The sequence below is a fragment of the Streptomyces sp. NPDC018947 genome, from assembly GCF_044390505.1.
In the GTDB taxonomy this organism is placed as follows: Bacteria; Actinomycetota; Actinomycetes; order Streptomycetales; family Streptomycetaceae; genus Streptomyces.
Map to the genome: position 1 here is coordinate 357527 of NZ_JBIRZD010000005.1, position 16366 is coordinate 373892.

The window sequence follows — 16366 nt, forward strand, 5'->3', positions numbered from 1 at the left end:
CAGTGGTGAAACCTGCCCATCCGCGTGAATCAGCTCACGCCGGGGCATACGCCATACGCCCCCCTCTCGATCATGTCGGGGACGACAAGCGTCGGAGGTACCCGTGAGCAGCAGCAGTCTCTTCAGGACCAAGAAGATCGAGCAGTCCATCCAGGACACGGAGGAACCGGAGCACGCGCTCAAGAAATCCCTGTCCGCGCTGGACCTGACCGTCTTCGGCGTCGGCGTCATCATCGGCACCGGCATCTTCGTACTGACCGGCACGGTCGCCAAGAACAACGCCGGGCCCGCCGTCGCCCTGGCCTTCGTCGTCGCCGGTGTCGTGTGCGCGCTCGCCGCGCTGTGCTACGCCGAGTTCGCCTCCACGGTCCCGGTGGCCGGCTCCGCGTACACCTTCTCCTACGCCTCGCTCGGCGAACTGCCCGCCTGGATCATCGGCTGGGACCTCGTCCTGGAGTTCGCACTCGGAACGGCGGTGGTGGCCGTCGGCTGGTCGGGCTACATCCGTTCGTTCATGGACAACGCCGGCTGGCAGTTCCCCGCCGCCCTCGGCGGCCGGGAGGGCGCCGAGGGATTCGGCTTCGACATCCTCGCCGCCGCCCTGGTGCTGGTGCTCACCGGAATCCTCGTCCTCGGTATGAAGCTGTCGGCCCGCATCACCTCGCTCGTCGTCGCCATCAAGGTGACCGTCGTCCTCATCGTGATCATCGCGGGAGCCTTCTTCATCAAGGGCGCCAACTACGACCCGTTCATTCCTCCCGAGCAGCCGGTGGAGGCGGGCGGGGGCCTGCACTCCCCACTGATCCAGCTCATGTTCGGGTGGGCGCCGTCCAACTTCGGCGTGATGGGCATCTTCACCGCCGCGTCGGTCGTCTTCTTCGCCTTCATCGGCTTCGACATCGTCGCCACGGCCGCCGAGGAGACCAAGAACCCGCAGCGCGACATGCCCCGCGGCATCCTCGGCTCCCTGTTCATCTGCACCGTCCTGTACGTCGCCGTGTCGATCGTCGTCACCGGCATGCAGCACTACACGAAGCTGTCCGTCGACGCCCCGCTCGCCGACGCGTTCAAGGCCACCGGGCACCCCTTCTTCGCGGGCGTGATCAGTTTCGGCGCAGCCGTCGGCCTGACCACGGTGTGCATGATCCTGCTGCTCGGCCAGACGCGGGTGTTCTTCGCGATGAGCCGCGACGGACTGCTGCCGCGCTTCTTCTCCGTGGTCCACCCGAAGTTCCGCACCCCGTACCGGCCGACCATCCTGCTCGGCGTGATCATCGCGATCGTCGCGGGTTTCACCAGCCTGAGCGAGCTCGCCGAGCTGGTGAACATCGGCACCCTGTTCGCCTTCGTCGTCGTGGCGATCAGCGTCGTCATCCTGCGCCGCACCCGCCCCGACCTGCCGCGCGCCTTCCGTACGCCCCTGGTCCCGCTGCTGCCGATCGTGTCGGTGGCCGCCTCGCTGTGGCTGATGCTGAACCTGCCCGCCGAGACCTGGGTCCGGTTCGGCATCTGGATGGCGATCGGCTTCGTCGTCTACTTCCTCTACGGCCGCGGCCACAGCCGGCTGGGCCGCGGCGAGGGAGTCGGGCGCGCCCCGGCCGAACCGCCCCGCGGCGACATTCCGTAGCCACCGCCGCGCGTCCCCGGCCCCGTATGTCCCTTTCCTGGGGGACCGCGGGGCCGGATAGCGTACGGCCATGCACGCCCCGTCGCTCTCCCCGTCACGCTCCGTGCCGACCGTGCGGGGGAGGGCCGGCTACTGGACGCGCCTGCTGCCCCTGCTGGCGGCGCTGGCCTGCGCCACCCGCGTCCCCTCCTTCGCACGTCCCCTGTGGAACCCGGACGAGGGCTACCTCGCCGTCCAGGCGGGCCTGCTCGCACACGGCGGCGAGCTGTACGAGACGGTCGTGGACCGCAAGCCGCCCCTGGTGCCCTGGCTGTACCGGGCCGCGTTTGCGGTGGCCGGCCACGAGTCGCTGACCTCGGTGCGGGTCCTGGCGGTCCTCGCCCAGCTCGCCACCGCCGTGATCCTCGCCTCCCTCGCCCGGCGCCGCTGGGGCGACGGCGCGGGCCGCACGGCGGGCGTCCTCTACCTGCTGATCTCCATCGGGCTCAACCCGGAGGACGCGCAGGCCGCCACCTTCGAGGTGTTCATGCTGCCGTTCACCGCGGCCGCCATGTGGTGCGCCGACCGCCGCCGTCCGGGCGCCGCTGGTCTCGCCGCCGGCTGCGCGTTCCTCGCCAAGCAGACCGGCGGCGCGGTCCTGCTGCCGGTGCTGTGGCTGTGCGGCAGACACGGGGCCGGGCCGGTGCGGCTCGTTGCGGGGGCCGCGGCACCCGTCCTGGGCGCGGCCCTGGCCACCGACCCGGCGGGCTTCCTGTTCTGGACGGTCACCGGTTCGGGCACCTACGCCTCACTCGGCGGATCCGCCCTCCCCGTACTGGGCCGGGCCCTGGCCAACGCCGGTGTCCTCGCCGTGGCCTGCGCGGGCCTGCTGCCGCCCGTCCTGCGCGCCCTGCGCGTCTCCCGGCCGGGCACGGCCGACCTGTGGCTGTGGCTCGCCGCGTCCGCCGGGGCGGTGACCACGGGCCTGCACTTCTTCGGTCACTACTACCTGCAACTCCTGCCGCCCATCGCCCTGCTGGCCACGGCCGCGCTGCGCACCCCGCCCAGGCAGCGGCGGGCGCGCGCCGTCCTGGTCACGGCGTGCTGCTGCGCCCTGTTCCTCACCTGGGGCCTGCTCGCCCCGCGCGCCGAGCTCGACCACGCCCGCCGGGTCGCGGACACCGCCGCGCAGCGCACCCGTCCCGGCGAGCGGGTCCTGTTCTGGGGGATGCACCCCGAGGCGTACTGGTTCGCCGGCCGCACCCCGGCCACCCGCTACCTCACCGCCGGCCTGCTCACCAACTACAGCGGGGGCCGCGACGGCACCCTGGTGGGGGAGCGGTACGGGGTCGAGGGCGCGTGGACCGTCCTGCGCGCGGAACTCACCGCCCACCCCCCGTCCCTCGTCGTCGACGACTCCCGCGGCAAGCCCTACGCCCCGGACCGCCTGCCCACCCTGCGACGCCTGCTGAGCGCGGCGTACGAGGAGGTGGGGGAGGTGGACGGAGCGGTGCTGTACGCCCGGGCGGGGGCGGGGTGGTCGCCGGGAGCGGGGTGGTGGCCGCAGGGCGCGGCGGTGGACCGGGGGGCCCGGGGGTAGGCGGCCGGTGCTCCGGGGCCGGGCGGGCTCCGGCTCCGCGGGCGCCCTCTGGTCCGGGCGGGGCGTGTCCGGGCGGGCTCCGGCTCTCCGGCGCCCTCCGGTTCGGGCGGGGCGTGTCCGGAGGGGCTGCCCCGGCTCAGGCGGGCCGCACCGTCCGGGGGCCCGCCACCTCCGCGCCGAGGCCGGTCACCCGGCGGCGCAGCTCGCGGTCGGCCGTGACGACCAGGACGGGGCGGTCACCGGCCCGCGCGACCAGCTCGACCATGTGGTCGTCCCCGCTGCCCGGCGCCGCCTCCACCCGAACTCCCGGCGCCGAGTCCACGCCGCGGGCCGCGCCCTCGACGACGAGCACGATCTCCACCGGGCCGGGGAGCCCCGGCACCCCGTCCGCGGCGAGCCGGTCACGCAGCCGTTCCGCGGCCCCGCGCCGGTCCCGCCACCATCCGTCGGGCACGGACCCCACCACGTTCGCGCCGTCGACGATCACGAGAAGGGGGCGGACGCTGTTGCTCATGGGGCCAGGGTCGCACGGGAGCCGACCCGGCGGAGCGGGCCCGCTCCCGGCGGCATAAAATGATCAGGTGAACGGCGAGTGGCTCATACGCGGCCGGGACGGCCGACTCAGCGTCTACCTGGTCACGCAGGACGCGGTCCTGTGCCGCGCGGAGCAGGTGCCCGGCGGCGCCTGGGACACCCCGCGCAGGATGGGCGGGGACCAGCGGCTGCACCCGGGTCTGGCGGTCGGTCAGGGGGTCGACGCCTACGCGCACCTGACCGCCTGGCGGCCCACGACGCCCGGCGAGTCCGGACTGGTGCACTCCACCCACTTCCGGCCGCTGCTGGCCGCCCTGGACTGGTCACCCATCGGCCATCCGAACGGCAAGGGGGACCACACCGGCAGGCCCGCCGTCGCGGTCGACCACCAGGGCCGCGCGCACGTCTTCGTGCGCAACGGCGGGGGCGGGCTCAGCATGCGGGCCCAGAAGCTCAAGGGCGGCTGGGGCCCGTGGCGCGACCTCCAGGGCGAACGGCTCCAGGACATGCCCGTCGCGGTCGCGGGCCGGGACGGACGCATGGAGGCGTACGCGGCCGGCGACGGCACGATCCTGCACTGGCGCCAGGAGGAGCCCGAGACCGCGATCAAGATGGCCGACACCGTGGGGGTCACGGCCCGCCCGGGCAGCCTGCGCGCCCTGGCCACCTCCGGCGAGTCCACCACGCTGTTCTTCAGCGACGCCTCCGGCACCCTCTGCGCCTGGCGCCCCGGCACCGCGCCCGTGGCCCTGCTCCCCGAGGCGGGCCCCGGCCCGGTCTCGGCCGTCCGCTGCGACCTCGACGGCCTCGACTGCACGGTGCTGGCCCAGCGCGCCCCCTCCGGCCGGATCGCCTTCGCGGCGTACCCGAGCGAACAGGAGTCGGCGGGCGCGGCGTGGACGGAGTCGGCCGGGTCCCTGCCGGCCGATGCCGAGGTGGCCATGACCCTGGACGCCGACGACCGCCTGGTGGCGGCCGCGCTCTCCCCGTCCACGGGCGCGCTCCACCTCACCCGCCGCAAGGACGAACCGGGTCTGGCCCTGGGGGCGTGGCGGGCGGTCTGACGCGGCGTCGTGCGTGATGTCGACGCGCGAGCCGGGGCAGCACGGGTGCGGACCGGCCGTAGCCCCATCTCCTTGCTCCGTTCACCGCACGGCCATCCTATGATGAGCCCGCTCGGTCTCCCGTACACAGGTTCGGGAGGGGCGGACCGGCCGCGCCGAGAGTCACGGAAGGGGCAGGTCTCGCCATGCGGACCAGATCCGGGCGCGGCGCAGCCCGGGGCAGGGAACTCTCCGGGACGGAACAGCCGCCGGCCGAACGGTACGGCGCCTTGCGGCCCGTGGAGGGTCGTTGGCTCGTTCTGGGCAAGGACGGTCGGCTGACCGCGTACGCGCGCACCGACGACGGTCTGTTGCGCTGGACCGAGACGAGGCCGGGCGGACCGGCGTGGGAGGGACCGGACTTCTTCCCCGTGCCGCATCTGACGCACCTTTCGGTGACTCAGGGCGCCGACACGTACGTGCACTTCCTCGGCCGCCGTGAGGTCCGCCGCCCGGGCGGCCCGCCGGCCACCGACATCGTCCACGCCATCCAGTACCAGACCGCACGCCCCGTCACCGAGTGGCGTTCGCTGGGCAACCCGCACGGGGACGCGGAGAAGGCGGCCCACGTGGGTGCCCCCACGGCCGCGGTCAGCGCCTCCGGCCGGGTGTACGTCTTCGTACGGAACGCGGGCGGCGGGGTGATGCTGTGCCGGGAGGCACCCAGCGGCAAGTGGGAGCGCTGGCACGACCTCAAGGGCAGTGGGGTGCAGGACGGTCTCGCCGCCCTGGCCCACGCCTCCGGACGCGTCGAACTGCTGGCCGGCGGTGAGCGCAACGTGATGTGGTGGCGTCAGCATGAACCCGACGGGGAGCTTCGGCGGGAGCCGGACATACCCGTGCGGACGGTGCCCGGGACCGTCTCGGCGCTCGAGACCTCGCCGGACCGCGCGACGTACTACTGGGCCGACCCGCATACGGGCGGCATCGTCGCGCACCGCCCCGGGAGCTGGCCGATCCCGCTCGCCGGTGCCCCGGCCGCCGAGCCCGTCGCGGCGATGCGTGCGCTGCTCGACGGCTATGACTGCACGGTGCTGGCCCACCGGGATGTCGGCGGACAGGTCGTGCTGGCAGCCTTCGGTGCGGAGAACGAGCAGTCGGGCGTGTGGTGGTCGCAGACCGGCGAACACAGCGAGACCGCCCCGGCCCTGGCTCTCGACGCTCACGGTCGCGTCGTCCTCGCGGTGCTGAGCCGGGACGGTTCACTGCGCATCGCCCGCCAGACCGGCGAGCCGGGCCTGTCGATGGCCCGCTCCGTGTCCGTGTGACACCGGGCCGGGGCGCTGCCCGGGCTAGCTCTGCGCGCCGCCCGTGGCAGGGGACTTCTTGGCCGATTCCGGGATCTCCGAGTCGCCGCGGATCGCCTTCCACAGGTCCGACGCCTGCGGCTCGGCGGCCACCACGCGGTTCGGATCGGTCTTGTCGTACGCCACCGGGAGCATGATCGTCTCCATGGTGGCCGGGTCCACGCCGTTGAGGCTGCGGCCGAAGTCCGCGAGCTTGGTGAGAGAGGCCAGCTCGGAGTCCGTGGTGAGGGCGGAGGTGAGCTGATCGGCGATCTTGTAGGTCTTCGTGGGACTGCCGAGCAGGTCCTGCTTCTTGATCTCGGACAGCAGGGCGAGCATGAACTGCTGCTGGAGGCCGATGCGTCCGAGGTCGCTGCCGTCACCGACGCCGTGCCGGGTCCGGACGAACTGCAGGGACTGGGTGCCGTCGAGCCGGTGGGTACCGGCGGTCAGGTCGAGACCACTGGAGGGATCCTTGATGTCCTGGTCCACGGTGACGGTCACCCCGCCGATGGCGTCCACCAGGCCCTTGAAACCGGCGAAGTCGATCTCCATGTAGTGGTCCATGCGGACGCCGGACATCTTCTCCACCGTCTTGACCACACAGGCCGGACCGACCTGCGAGTAGATCGAGTTGAACATCACCCGCTCCGCCGAAGCCACCTCACCGCCGTCGGACTTGGTGCACGAGGGCCGGGTGACCAGGGTGTCGCGCGGGATGCTGATGGCGACCGCACTCGTGCGGCCCTCGGGTATGTGCATCACGAGGGCGGTGTCCGAGCGGGCACCGGCGACCTTGCCGGTGTTCAGCTCGGCGTTGGCCCCCGCGCGTGAGTCCGAGCCCAGGATCAGGATGTTCTGCCCGGACGTGGGGAGCTTCTGCGGCCGGTCGTCGCCGATCGCCTTGTCGATGTCGACGCCGTCGATGTTCCCGTTCAGGCTGCTGTACAGCCAGTAGGCCGTGCCGCCCGCGGCGAGGAGCAGCACCACGAAGGTGCCGAGAGCGATACGGAGTATCCGCGAACGACGAGTGCGCTGTCGGCGGCCCGCGCTGCGGGAGGCTCTTCGGCGGCCGGCGCGGGTGCTGGAGTCGGGAGTGGGGTCACTCATGACGGAGCACTATATGCAGGCCGTCCAGGTGTCGCGGCAACCGTCCCCGCGGCGGCGCAGACGTTTCCTATGACCCCAAAAGGTTGTACGGGGCCGGCGTGGGATTGTTCACGTACGCGGACACGTTGCCCAATATTTCACGCCTGGACTTTTAGGGGCCTTGTATGTGAAGGTTCTGTGACTCGCTCAACCGTGCCCATGTTCGAATGCGTGCGCGTGTGGGGCCATGAGTCGAACAGATCGGATTAATGAGCAGCAAACGGTCTGTCTTCGCTCGGTGCTCGGGGGGATGCGCCACCTCTCCGTGATGTCGGCGCGGGACCGGTAGCGGCATGGATGGTGAGTGCCTCGTGGTCGGTTCCGGCAATCCGGAGTCTGGATCTCTCGTGTCCGCGTACCGGGCACTCGTGCCCACGACTGCCCGGCGCGGCATCGCCCGCAAGGTCCCGGTCCCGCTGCGCTCCGCCGTCAAGCAGTCGCTGTCCACCGTCGACGCCGTCCGCTCCGCCGCGGTCGTCTGGGCCATGGGCGGCCGCCGCAACGCGCCGCGCCACGGCGGCGGCCACAGCATCCGGATCGTCAAGGTCGGCAACCGGCACATGCGCGCCCAGCTCGTGGAGGGTGCCACCGCCTGGGCGGCTCGTGCCCGTAACCTCCACCTCCTCGTCACCGCGTTGGAAGCCGGGGGCATCGACCACTTCAGCATCCGGAGCGCCGGACGCGACCTGCCCGCCGTAGCCGTGCCGGCCGCTCTGCGCCGTGAGGCGGAGGCGGTGCTGCGGGCCGTGTTCGAGGCGGCGCCCGGGTATGCCGGACCCGTCGTCGGCGGCGACGGAGCCATGCAGGCCGGCGAAGAGCAGCGAAGCTGGAACCGACTGCGCCGGTACGACGTGCTCCGCGTCGCCTGGTACGTCACCGACCGCACCCAGGAGCTGGTCTTCGGGGCCGGCTTCGGCTGTGACCTCGAGTTCTGGAAGGAAGTCGACGGGCGTCTCACCGCCCCTCGTCCCAACAGTGTCGTCTCCGACTTCGTCGACGTCGGAGAGCGGGTCGAGGCGCCGCAGGCCCTGTTCAGCCTCATCCCCGGTGCCTACGCCACGGGACTCACCCGGACGCTGCCCGAGTTCGCCCAGCCGCTGCCCGAGGACCACCTCTTCCCCATCGACGTCGTCTACACCTGGGTCGACGACTCCGACCCCGTCTGGGCAGCCGAACGAGACGCCGCCCGATCGGGACGGCTGGGCGTCCCCGCACCGCGGCTGCACTCCCAGGCCGCCAACGACGCCCGCTTCACCAGCCGTGACGAGCTGCGCTACTCCCTGCGCTCCCTGCACCAGTACGCGCCCTGGGTGCGTACCATCCACCTGGTCACCGCCGGGCAGGTCCCCGCCTGGCTCGACACCGACGTCCCGGGCCTGAAGGTGGTCGACCACCGGGAGATCTTCTCCGACCCCTCTGCCCTGCCGACCTTCAACTCGCATGCCATCGAAAGCCAGTTGCACCACATCGAAGGCCTGTCGGAGCACTTCCTCTACCTCAACGACGACGTGTTCTTCGGCCGTCCACTCACCGCGGGCCACTTCTTCCACGCCAACGGGCTGAGCAAGTTCTTCCAGTCCAAGGCGCTCGTGCCGAGTGGACCGGCAGGCCCCGAGGACCTGCCCGTGAACGCGGCCGGCAAGAACAGCAGGGCGCTGATCGAGCGCTCGTTCGGTACCCGTATCGCGCAGAAGATGAAGCACACCCCGCACCCGCTGCGGCGCAGTGTCCTCGCGGACATCGAGCTGGTGTACGCGGCCGAGCACCGCCGCACCCAGCACTCCCGTTTCCGATCCCCCGAGGACGTCCCCATCGCCTCGTCCCTGCACCACTACTACGGCTTCCACACCGGCCGCGCGACCACCGGCAACCTGCGCTACATCTACATCGACCTCGCGTCGGACCTCGCCCAGCGGCGCCTGGACACCCTTCTCGCGCGCCGCAACTTCGACACCTTCTGCCTGAACGACACGGTGGTACACCCGGACCCCGAGGCGCAGGAGCGCATGGTCAGGACCTTTCTCGACGCGTACTTCCCCGTCCCGAGCCGCTTCGAGCGGGTGGGCTCGGACGAGTACCGCACTGTGAGCCGGTCGCGGAAGGGCGAAATCAGACGGTGAGTGAACTCTCCTCCTGCCGCAGCACCCATCCCCGTAACGAAAGTGAACCGCGTGTTTGACACCTCCAGCCGAGAGAGGGCTGGCGAGACCTCCATGGGCACCGGCCCTCGCCCGGAGCCCACGTCGGCGCACCCGCGCAGGAGCCGTACGGAGCGGCAGGTCGTCGTGGACATGCACAAGCGTGTCGCGCTGGTGCACGACCGTCTCACGCCGCTCGCCGCGCGCGAGCTGAACAACCTGGAAGTCCGTCGCGCCCTGGAAGCCGAACACATCGACTGGTTCGCGGTGCCGGGCCTCGACGACACCGCCTCCGCGGTCGGCGTCGACGCGCGTCAGCGCCCCCAGGTCCTGGCGGCACTGCGCGCCGCCCTGTCCGGCAGCAGGGGCTACATCGCCCGCCCCAAGGCCGGGATGGCGCCCGGCGACGGCGCGTGGGACGGCGCGTCGGGCAAGACGTGGGAGCGGGCGAGCGGCCTGTCCGTCGTGCGCGCCTTCTGGTTCCGAACCACGCAGGAAGGGCGCCTGACGTACGGCGCCGACACGGGCTGTGACATCGAGTTCTGGGAGCCCGAGGAGAGCGTGCCCGGCCAGGGAGTCGACCGCCTCGTCGCACCCCGGCGCAACCGTGCCAGCGAGCACGTCCACCTCGGCCACCAGCAGCTTCTCGTCCCCGGGGAGCAGATGACCAGGCTCGTGGGCCGGGCCCACGGGGCCGGGGTGCCGCAACTGCGCCCGACACGCACCCGCCCCGAACTGGACATCCCGTTCCCCGACGAGCACCCCTTCCCGATCGACGTCGTGTACACCTGGGTGGACGGCGACGACCCGGCCTGGCAACGGCGCCGCGCCGAGAGCCGCGGTGAGGTCTTCCACGCGGAGGCGGCAAGCCTGGCCCGTTATGTCTCCCGCGACGAGCTGAAGTACAGCCTCCGCTCCGTGCGCATGTTCATGCCGTGGGTGCGGAACATCTACATCGTCACCGACCAGCAGACTCCGCACTGGTGGGCCGCCGGCGACGGCAGGGCCCGCGTGGTGGACCACCGGGAGATCTTCGACGATCCCTCCCACCTGCCGACCTTCAACAGCCATGCGATCGAGTCCAGGCTGCACCACATCCCCGGACTGTCGCGCCACTTCGTCTACTTCAACGACGACATGTTCATCGGCAGGCCCCTCACGCCGTCCGCGTTCTTCCACCCGAACGGCATCGCCAAGTTCTTCCCGTCCCCGGCACAGGTCCCCTACGGCCCCCCGGAGCCCGACGAGGTGCCCACCTCGGTCGCCGCGAAGAACAACCGCCGGCTCATCCAGGAGCGGTTCGGCCGCACACTGGTACAGAAGATGAAACATGTGCCGTACGCGCTCAACCGGGACATCCTCGCGGCCATCGAACGGGACTTCCCCGAAGAGCACCGGCGCACCTCCGCCAGCCCCGTGCGGAGCATCTCCGACCTGTCCATAGCCTCCTCGCTGCACCACTACTACAGCTACTACTCCGGGTGCAGCCTGCCCGGCGACCTCCGGTACGGCTACTTCGCGCTGGACGACCCCGAGCTGGAGCACAAGCTGGAACTGCTGCTGCTGCGCCGGGACCGGGACACCTTCTGCCTCAACGACTCCGCGAGCGACCCCGCCGAGATCGAGCACCAGAGCCAGGTGCTCCACCGGTTCCTGGAGGCCTTCTACCCGGTGCCGAGCCCGTACGAGAAGACGGCGGCCTGAGCCATGAACATCGAGATCCTGGTTCACACCCTGGCCACCGATTCCCTCGGCGCGCGGGCGGCCGCCCGGCTCGCCCAGTCCCTCGTCGCCAGGCACCAGGTGACCGTCGTCACCGTGCGGGGCGCCGCCGCACCGCACCCGGCGCTGCGGCTCCCGGGGAACGTCGACGTCCTGGCCCTGGCCCCCTCGGTCGCGCCCGGCGACCGGGACGACGACGAGACCTCCCAGCTCGTCATCGCCGGCGACCCCGAGTTCCGGCGCTACAACCGCGCCGACGACGGGAGGCTCCGCAAGCATTTGTCCGCGAGCGGCGCCGACGTGGTGGTCGCCCTGAGCTCCGCGCTCGGCGCGGCCCTGGCTCAGTGCCGCGTGCCACACGCGCGGCGCATCGCCCGCCAGCCGGCACCTGTCGAGCGGCTCCCGGAATCGGTGCGCGCCCGCTGGACGGAGCTCTACCGCGAACTGGACGCGGTCGTCCCGCTCACCCGGGGCGACGCCGCCGCCCCCGAGTACCAGGCGCTGCGTGCCGCCGGTGTCGAGGTGCGTCACATCGCCGAGCCGATGCTGCTCGCCGAGAGCCCGGACAAACCGACGACGGGTGTGGTGATCAGCGCCGGGCGGCTGGTCTCGCACCGGCGTGTCGAGGTGGCGCTGCACGCCTTCGCCCAGACCCGTGCGGCTCAACCGGGCTGGCAGCTCAGGGTGGTCGGCACCGGGCCGCTGCGCCGCGAGATGCGCGAACTGGTCACCGCGCTGGGACTCCACGACGATGTGCTGCTGTTCGACCGAGAAGTCGGCGAGGAGGACTTCTACGACGCCGATATCGCCCTGGTGACCGCGGAGCGCCTGGACAGTGCTCGCCCGGTGCTGGAGGCGCTCGCTCAGGCCACGCCCGTGGTCGCCACGGAGACGCCCTTCGGCGCTCCAGAGGTGTTGTCCGAGGGCCACGGCGGGCTGCTGGTGCCGGTCGGTGACGTCCATGCCACGGCGCGCGCCCTGGAGCATTACATGGCGGACGAGCGACTGCGCTCCGCGCACCGGGCCCAGGCCCTGCGGATCGCCGGGTCCGCAAGCACGGAGACGGTCGGCGACGCGTACGAGGAACTGTTCAGGACGGTCAAGGCCGGGGCGCGCGGCCGCTGGGGGCGGCGGCGCACGGGCGGCGGCGCGCCCGCCGAGGACCGCCCCCTCCCGACCGCCGACTGCCGGGTGCTGCCGGACGGCGCATGGGAGGTCACCTTGCGTGGCGTGTCCGGCGCCCGGACCCTGCGCGTCAAGGAGGAGGGCAAAGGCCGCAAGGGAGTGGTCGACTTCGCCGTCGAGAGCGGCGGGACCCGGGCCCGGATCGACACGCGCGCGCTCGCCGTGCTGGGCGAGGGCCGCGCCGATGTCTACGTCGTGGACGGCAGGGGCAAGGAGAGGCGCCTGCGCCACGGACGGTGCACGCTCGGCGGGGCACGCGACATCGGACACCTGAGCGACCTGAACCACTTCCACTGGGTGCTGCCGTACGCGACCGAGGGCGGCTACCTCCGTCTGCGTGTCTGGTCCCGTCCGAGCCATGCGGAACTGGTGACCGTCGACTACAGCGACACGAGCCTGTGGCTGACGGGCTGGCTGCACGGGGAGTGGCAGCTCGGTGGCGAGCTGATGTTGCTGCTGCGGCGGCGCCAGGAGCCCGCGCGCACACTGGCGGCCGGCCGGGTGCGCTTCGAAGGCGGCTGGTTCGGTGCGGAGCTGAACATGGACGAGGCCATGAGGGCCCGGCTGCTCATGCGCGAGAACTGGGACGTGCTACTCACCGACAGCCGCGGCGGCGAGCCGGTCAGGGTGGCGCGCATCGCCGACGACCAGGTGGTGAGGCGCGACGTACAGCGCTTCCCGGAGCTGGTGCGGGAGGAGCCGGCCGGCCTGTTCGGCCCCGACGTCGACCGCGCCGTCGTCGGACTGCGCCCCTACTTCACCGCGGACAACGAACTCTCGCTCGTGGTGACCGAGCATCACTGACAGCGGCTCCTCACGGACCCAGAGCATCCCAAAGGACACTTTGTGCGGATCTCCTTCCTGCTCCACACCATCGACAACTTCGGCGGGGTACCGCGAGCGACCAGCAGTCTGGCCTCCGCGCTGGCGGTCCACCACGAGGTGGAGGTCGTCTCGGTCTTCCGTACGGCGGACCGGCCGTCCTTCCCGCCGTCCAGCGGCGTGACCCTGCGCTACCTGGCCGACCGGCGGAAAGGGGCCGCGGAGGCCCAGCGCGGCAAACCGTCCCGGATCATGCCGCGCGAGGACAGCTGGGCCGACCAGTACACCCAGGAGGTCGATGACCTGATCATCGGTCACCTCGGCAGTTGCGGCGCCGATGTCGTGATCGCTGCCCGGCCGACGTTCGCCGCGTATTTCCTGGCCCATGGACGGCACGGCTACGGGCGCGTGGTCATCGACCACGAGGGCTCGATGGTCCCCTCCCAGGAGCTGCGCGAGCGCACTCTGGAGCTGTACCGCGAGATGGACGGCATCGTCTGCCTCACTCAGGCCGACGCGAACAACTACCAGCGACAGCTGGGCGACCAGGCACCCCCGCTCGCCGCCATCGGAAACATCGTGCCGCCGCCGGCCCGGCACGCCCCGGTGCGCGGCCTGCCGCTGATCGTCGCCGCGGGACAGCTCGTACCGCGCAAGGGCTTCGACACGCTGATCAACGCGTTCGCCCAAGTCGTCCCCCATCACCCGCAGTGGCGGCTGCGCATCTTCGGCCGCGGGCCCGAGCAGGCGCGCTTGCAGGACCTCGTGCACGCACACGGGCTCAGCGACGCCGTCCGCCTCATGGGCGCGCTGCCCGACCTCACAGCCGAGTGGGACAAGGCCGCGTTCGCGGTGAGCGCGGCCCGCCGCGAGTCCTTCGGTCTGACCCTGGTGGAGGCCATGCACCACGGGCTTCCGGTTCTCGCGGCCGACGCGCCCTTCGGCCCCGGCGAGATCGTCGTCCCGGGCAGCAACGGCATTCTGGTGCCGGTCGCCGACGAGGACGCCATGGCCCAGGCGATGCGCTACCTGATCGAACAGTCGGCGGTGCGGGAGACCCTGTCCCAGGGCGCCTACGCCACGGCCCCGCTCTACAGCGCCGAGCGCATCGCCTTCCGCTACGACGCGTTCCTGCGGGACGTGGCGGCCTCGGTGCCGAAGGAGGGTACCGCCGCGGTCCCGTCCGTCACCCCGGGCGGTGTCCCGGCGGAGGTACTGGTGCGTGGCGACGGCGCCATCGAAGTCCGTGTCGCGCTGGTGCCCGGCACCGAGCCGCCCGCGCTGTGCGTCACCCCGCGCAGGGGCGAGACACTGTTCAGGCTGGCCGCTCTCGGGACGTCGGTGGACGAGGCGACGGGCACACCGCGGTCGGTGTACGCGATCCCCGCCGAACCGCCGGCCCTCGCCGAGGGCCGCTACGACATCGACCTGGAGCTGTCGGACGGCCGACGCCGGCCGCTCGCCGTGGAGGGCGTCCACACCGGTGGTCTGCTGGTCCGCCGCATTCCGGCGGAAGGCCCCGCGTACTGGCCCGTGCCGTACCGCACCGCGGACGGCCATCTGTCGCTCTTCGTGCGTCACCGTGTGGAGCACGCCGAGGTGCATGCCGTACTGGTGGGGCAGGACGGTTGGCTCGTACGCGGCGGCCTGGTCGTCCCGCCGGGCACCGACCTCTCCGCGCTGCGGCTGGCGGCCGTGCCCCGCAAGGGGAGCGCCGCCTCCACCGTTTCGGGCTCGGTGTCCGTGGGACACGACGGCGCCTTCGAGGCGCATCTGCCCTTCGCCGGGGTGGTGGCCGCCTCGGCGGGCGGCCACGACGACTGGGACCTGTGGTTGGAGCGTGAACCCGGTCAACCGCGTATCCGGCTGGCGCGCTTCTTCGACGACATCCTGGAGCGCAAGCGGATCGACGTCTACCCCACGCAGCGCTGGCACCACCCGACGCAGGGCCTGGCGCGCGGAAGGGTCTTCTTCACGCCCGGCAACGAGTTGTCCTTCACCGTCAGGCCCGACAAGTCCTGACACACCCCTCTTCCGGCCCCGGGTCCCCCGGCCTCGGACCGAGTCCCGTCGCATCGTCATTTCCGCCGCCCGCCATGGAGCACACGTTCATGCCTACGCACCACCGCCGCACCCGCAAGGCCGTCGTCCCGGCCGCGGGTCTTGGCACTCGATTCCTCCCCGCGACCAAGGCGACTCCCAAGGAGATGCTCCCGGTCGTGGACCGGCCCGCCATCGAGTACGTGGTGGCGGAGGCCGTGCGCAGTGGAATCGACGACGTGCTCATGGTCACCGGCCGTAACAAGCGTGCCCTGGAAGACCACTTCGACCGTGCCTACGAACTGGAGCACCTGCTGGAGCTGAAGGGCGACTTCCGCAAGCTGCGCCAGGTTCGTGAGTCGAGCGAACTGGCCGACGTCCACTACGTGCGGCAGGGCAACCCGCTCGGCCTGGGCCACGCCGTCCTCTGCGCCGAACCGCATGTGGGTGACGCCCCGTTCGCGGTGTTGCTCGGCGACGACCTCATCGACGAGCGCGACGCGCTGCTCGCCCGGATGCTGGAGGTGCAGGAGCAGCGAGGCGGTAGCGTCGTGGCGGTCATGGAGGTCGAGGACGACCGGACGCACCTGTACGGATGCGCGGCTGTGGCCCCCGTGGGCGACGAGGCAGGCGACGTGCTGGCCGTCACCGATCTCGTGGAGAAGCCCGAACCCGGCACCGCGCCCAGCAATCTCGCCGTGATCGGGCGGTACGTCCTCGCCCCGCAGATCTTCGAGATCCTGCGCAAGACCCCGCCGGGCCGCGGCGGTGAGATCCAGCTGACCGACGCCCTGCGTCAGTTGGCCCTCGACCCGACTCTCGGCGGTCCCGTGCACGCGGTGGTCTTCCGGGGGCGCCGCTACGACACCGGGGATCGCGGCGACTACCTGCGTGCCGTCGTCCGGCTGGCCTGCGAGCGCGAGGACCTCGGCCCGGAATTCCGCGCCTGGCTGCGCGAGTTCGTGCGGGACGAGGGCATCCGGTAGCGGGGCAGCCCGTGGCATGGGGCCGCGCACGCAACGGTGATCCGGCCGAAAGAGGCGTGGGGGGGGGGGGGGGGGGGGGCGGGGGGGGGCGCGGGGGCGCCCCCCCCCCCGGGGCGCCCCCGCCCCCACCCGCGCCCCCGCGCCCCCCCCCCCCCCCCCCCCCGGCGGGGGGGGGGCCCCCCCCCCGACCAAACA

Annotated in this window: 11 protein-coding genes; 9 read left to right on the forward strand and 2 right to left on the reverse strand. The window is 72.0% G+C overall.

Translation table 11 applies throughout. The features are described 5' to 3' along the window. The first annotated feature begins 103 nt into the window (after nt 1-103). Nucleotides 104-1627, forward strand: coding sequence for an amino acid permease (locus tag ACH499_RS13365; protein WP_356203345.1), 1524 nt, complete (start codon nt 104-106; stop codon nt 1625-1627). Between the two features lie 70 nt (nt 1628-1697). Further along, nucleotides 1698-3206, forward strand: coding sequence for an ArnT family glycosyltransferase (locus ACH499_RS13370; RefSeq protein WP_399015495.1), 1509 nt, complete (start codon nt 1698-1700; stop codon nt 3204-3206). 136 nt (nt 3207-3342) lie between these two features. Here the strand turns inward: ACH499_RS13370 and ACH499_RS13375 are convergent, their stop codons facing one another. Next, on the reverse strand, nt 3343-3720 hold the full coding sequence (locus tag ACH499_RS13375; protein WP_399015497.1) for an NTP pyrophosphohydrolase: 378 nt from the start codon (nt 3718-3720) through the stop codon (nt 3343-3345). A gap of 67 nt (nt 3721-3787) precedes the next feature. Between ACH499_RS13375 and ACH499_RS13380 the strand changes: the two genes are divergently transcribed. Then, nucleotides 3788-4804, forward strand: coding sequence for a hypothetical protein (locus ACH499_RS13380; protein WP_399015500.1), 1017 nt, complete (start codon nt 3788-3790; stop codon nt 4802-4804). Between the two features lie 185 nt (nt 4805-4989). Then, on the forward strand, nt 4990-6111 hold the full coding sequence (locus ACH499_RS13385) for a hypothetical protein (protein ID WP_356203339.1): 1122 nt from the start codon (nt 4990-4992) through the stop codon (nt 6109-6111). A gap of 24 nt (nt 6112-6135) precedes the next feature. Here the strand turns inward: ACH499_RS13385 and ACH499_RS13390 are convergent, their stop codons facing one another. Continuing rightward, a complete protein-coding gene (locus ACH499_RS13390; RefSeq protein ID WP_356203338.1) occupies nt 6136-7239 on the reverse strand; it encodes an LCP family protein in 1104 nt (367 codons plus the stop codon). 350 nt (nt 7240-7589) lie between these two features. On the opposite strand from ACH499_RS13390, the gene ACH499_RS13395 reads away from it, so the two are divergent. The 5 genes from ACH499_RS13395 (at nt 7590) to galU (ending at nt 16171) form a co-directional block, all read left to right on the forward strand. Beyond that, entirely contained in the window at nt 7590-9398 is a 1809-nt protein-coding gene (locus ACH499_RS13395; protein ID WP_399015523.1) for a stealth family protein, read from the forward strand. A gap of 171 nt (nt 9399-9569) precedes the next feature. Next, nucleotides 9570-11120: a stealth family protein gene (locus ACH499_RS13400; protein WP_399015502.1), complete on the forward strand. Its 1551-nt coding sequence runs from the start codon at nt 9570-9572 to the stop codon at nt 11118-11120. A gap of 3 nt (nt 11121-11123) precedes the next feature. Next, nucleotides 11124-13127 (forward strand): glycosyltransferase, encoded by a 2004-nt coding sequence (locus ACH499_RS13405; protein ID WP_399015504.1) that lies wholly within the window; start codon nt 11124-11126, stop codon nt 13125-13127. 42 nt (nt 13128-13169) lie between these two features. Then, the gene (locus ACH499_RS13410; RefSeq protein ID WP_399015506.1) at nt 13170-15167 is read left to right on the forward strand and encodes a glycosyltransferase; all 1998 of its coding nucleotides are present in this window, start codon (nt 13170-13172) and stop codon (nt 15165-15167) included. A gap of 89 nt (nt 15168-15256) precedes the next feature. After that, on the forward strand, nt 15257-16171 hold the full coding sequence (galU, locus tag ACH499_RS13415) for a UTP--glucose-1-phosphate uridylyltransferase GalU (RefSeq protein ID WP_356203332.1): 915 nt from the start codon (nt 15257-15259) through the stop codon (nt 16169-16171). The last annotated feature ends 195 nt before the right edge of the window (nt 16172-16366 follow it).

Coding starts and splice junctions, on each gene's coding strand:
- ACH499_RS13370 (WP_399015495.1), top strand. CDS start 1,698: ATGCACGCCCCGTCGCTCTCCCCGTCACGCTCCGTGCCGACCGTGCGG.
- ACH499_RS13375 (WP_399015497.1), bottom strand. CDS start 3,720: ATGAGCAACAGCGTCCGCCCCCTTCTCGTGATCGTCGACGGCGCGAAC.
- ACH499_RS13385 (WP_356203339.1), top strand. CDS start 4,990: ATGCGGACCAGATCCGGGCGCGGCGCAGCCCGGGGCAGGGAACTCTCC.
- ACH499_RS13390 (WP_356203338.1), bottom strand. CDS start 7,239: ATGAGTGACCCCACTCCCGACTCCAGCACCCGCGCCGGCCGCCGAAGA.
- ACH499_RS13400 (WP_399015502.1), top strand. CDS start 9,570: ATGCACAAGCGTGTCGCGCTGGTGCACGACCGTCTCACGCCGCTCGCC.
- ACH499_RS13405 (WP_399015504.1), top strand. CDS start 11,124: ATGAACATCGAGATCCTGGTTCACACCCTGGCCACCGATTCCCTCGGC.
- galU (WP_356203332.1), top strand. CDS start 15,257: ATGCCTACGCACCACCGCCGCACCCGCAAGGCCGTCGTCCCGGCCGCG.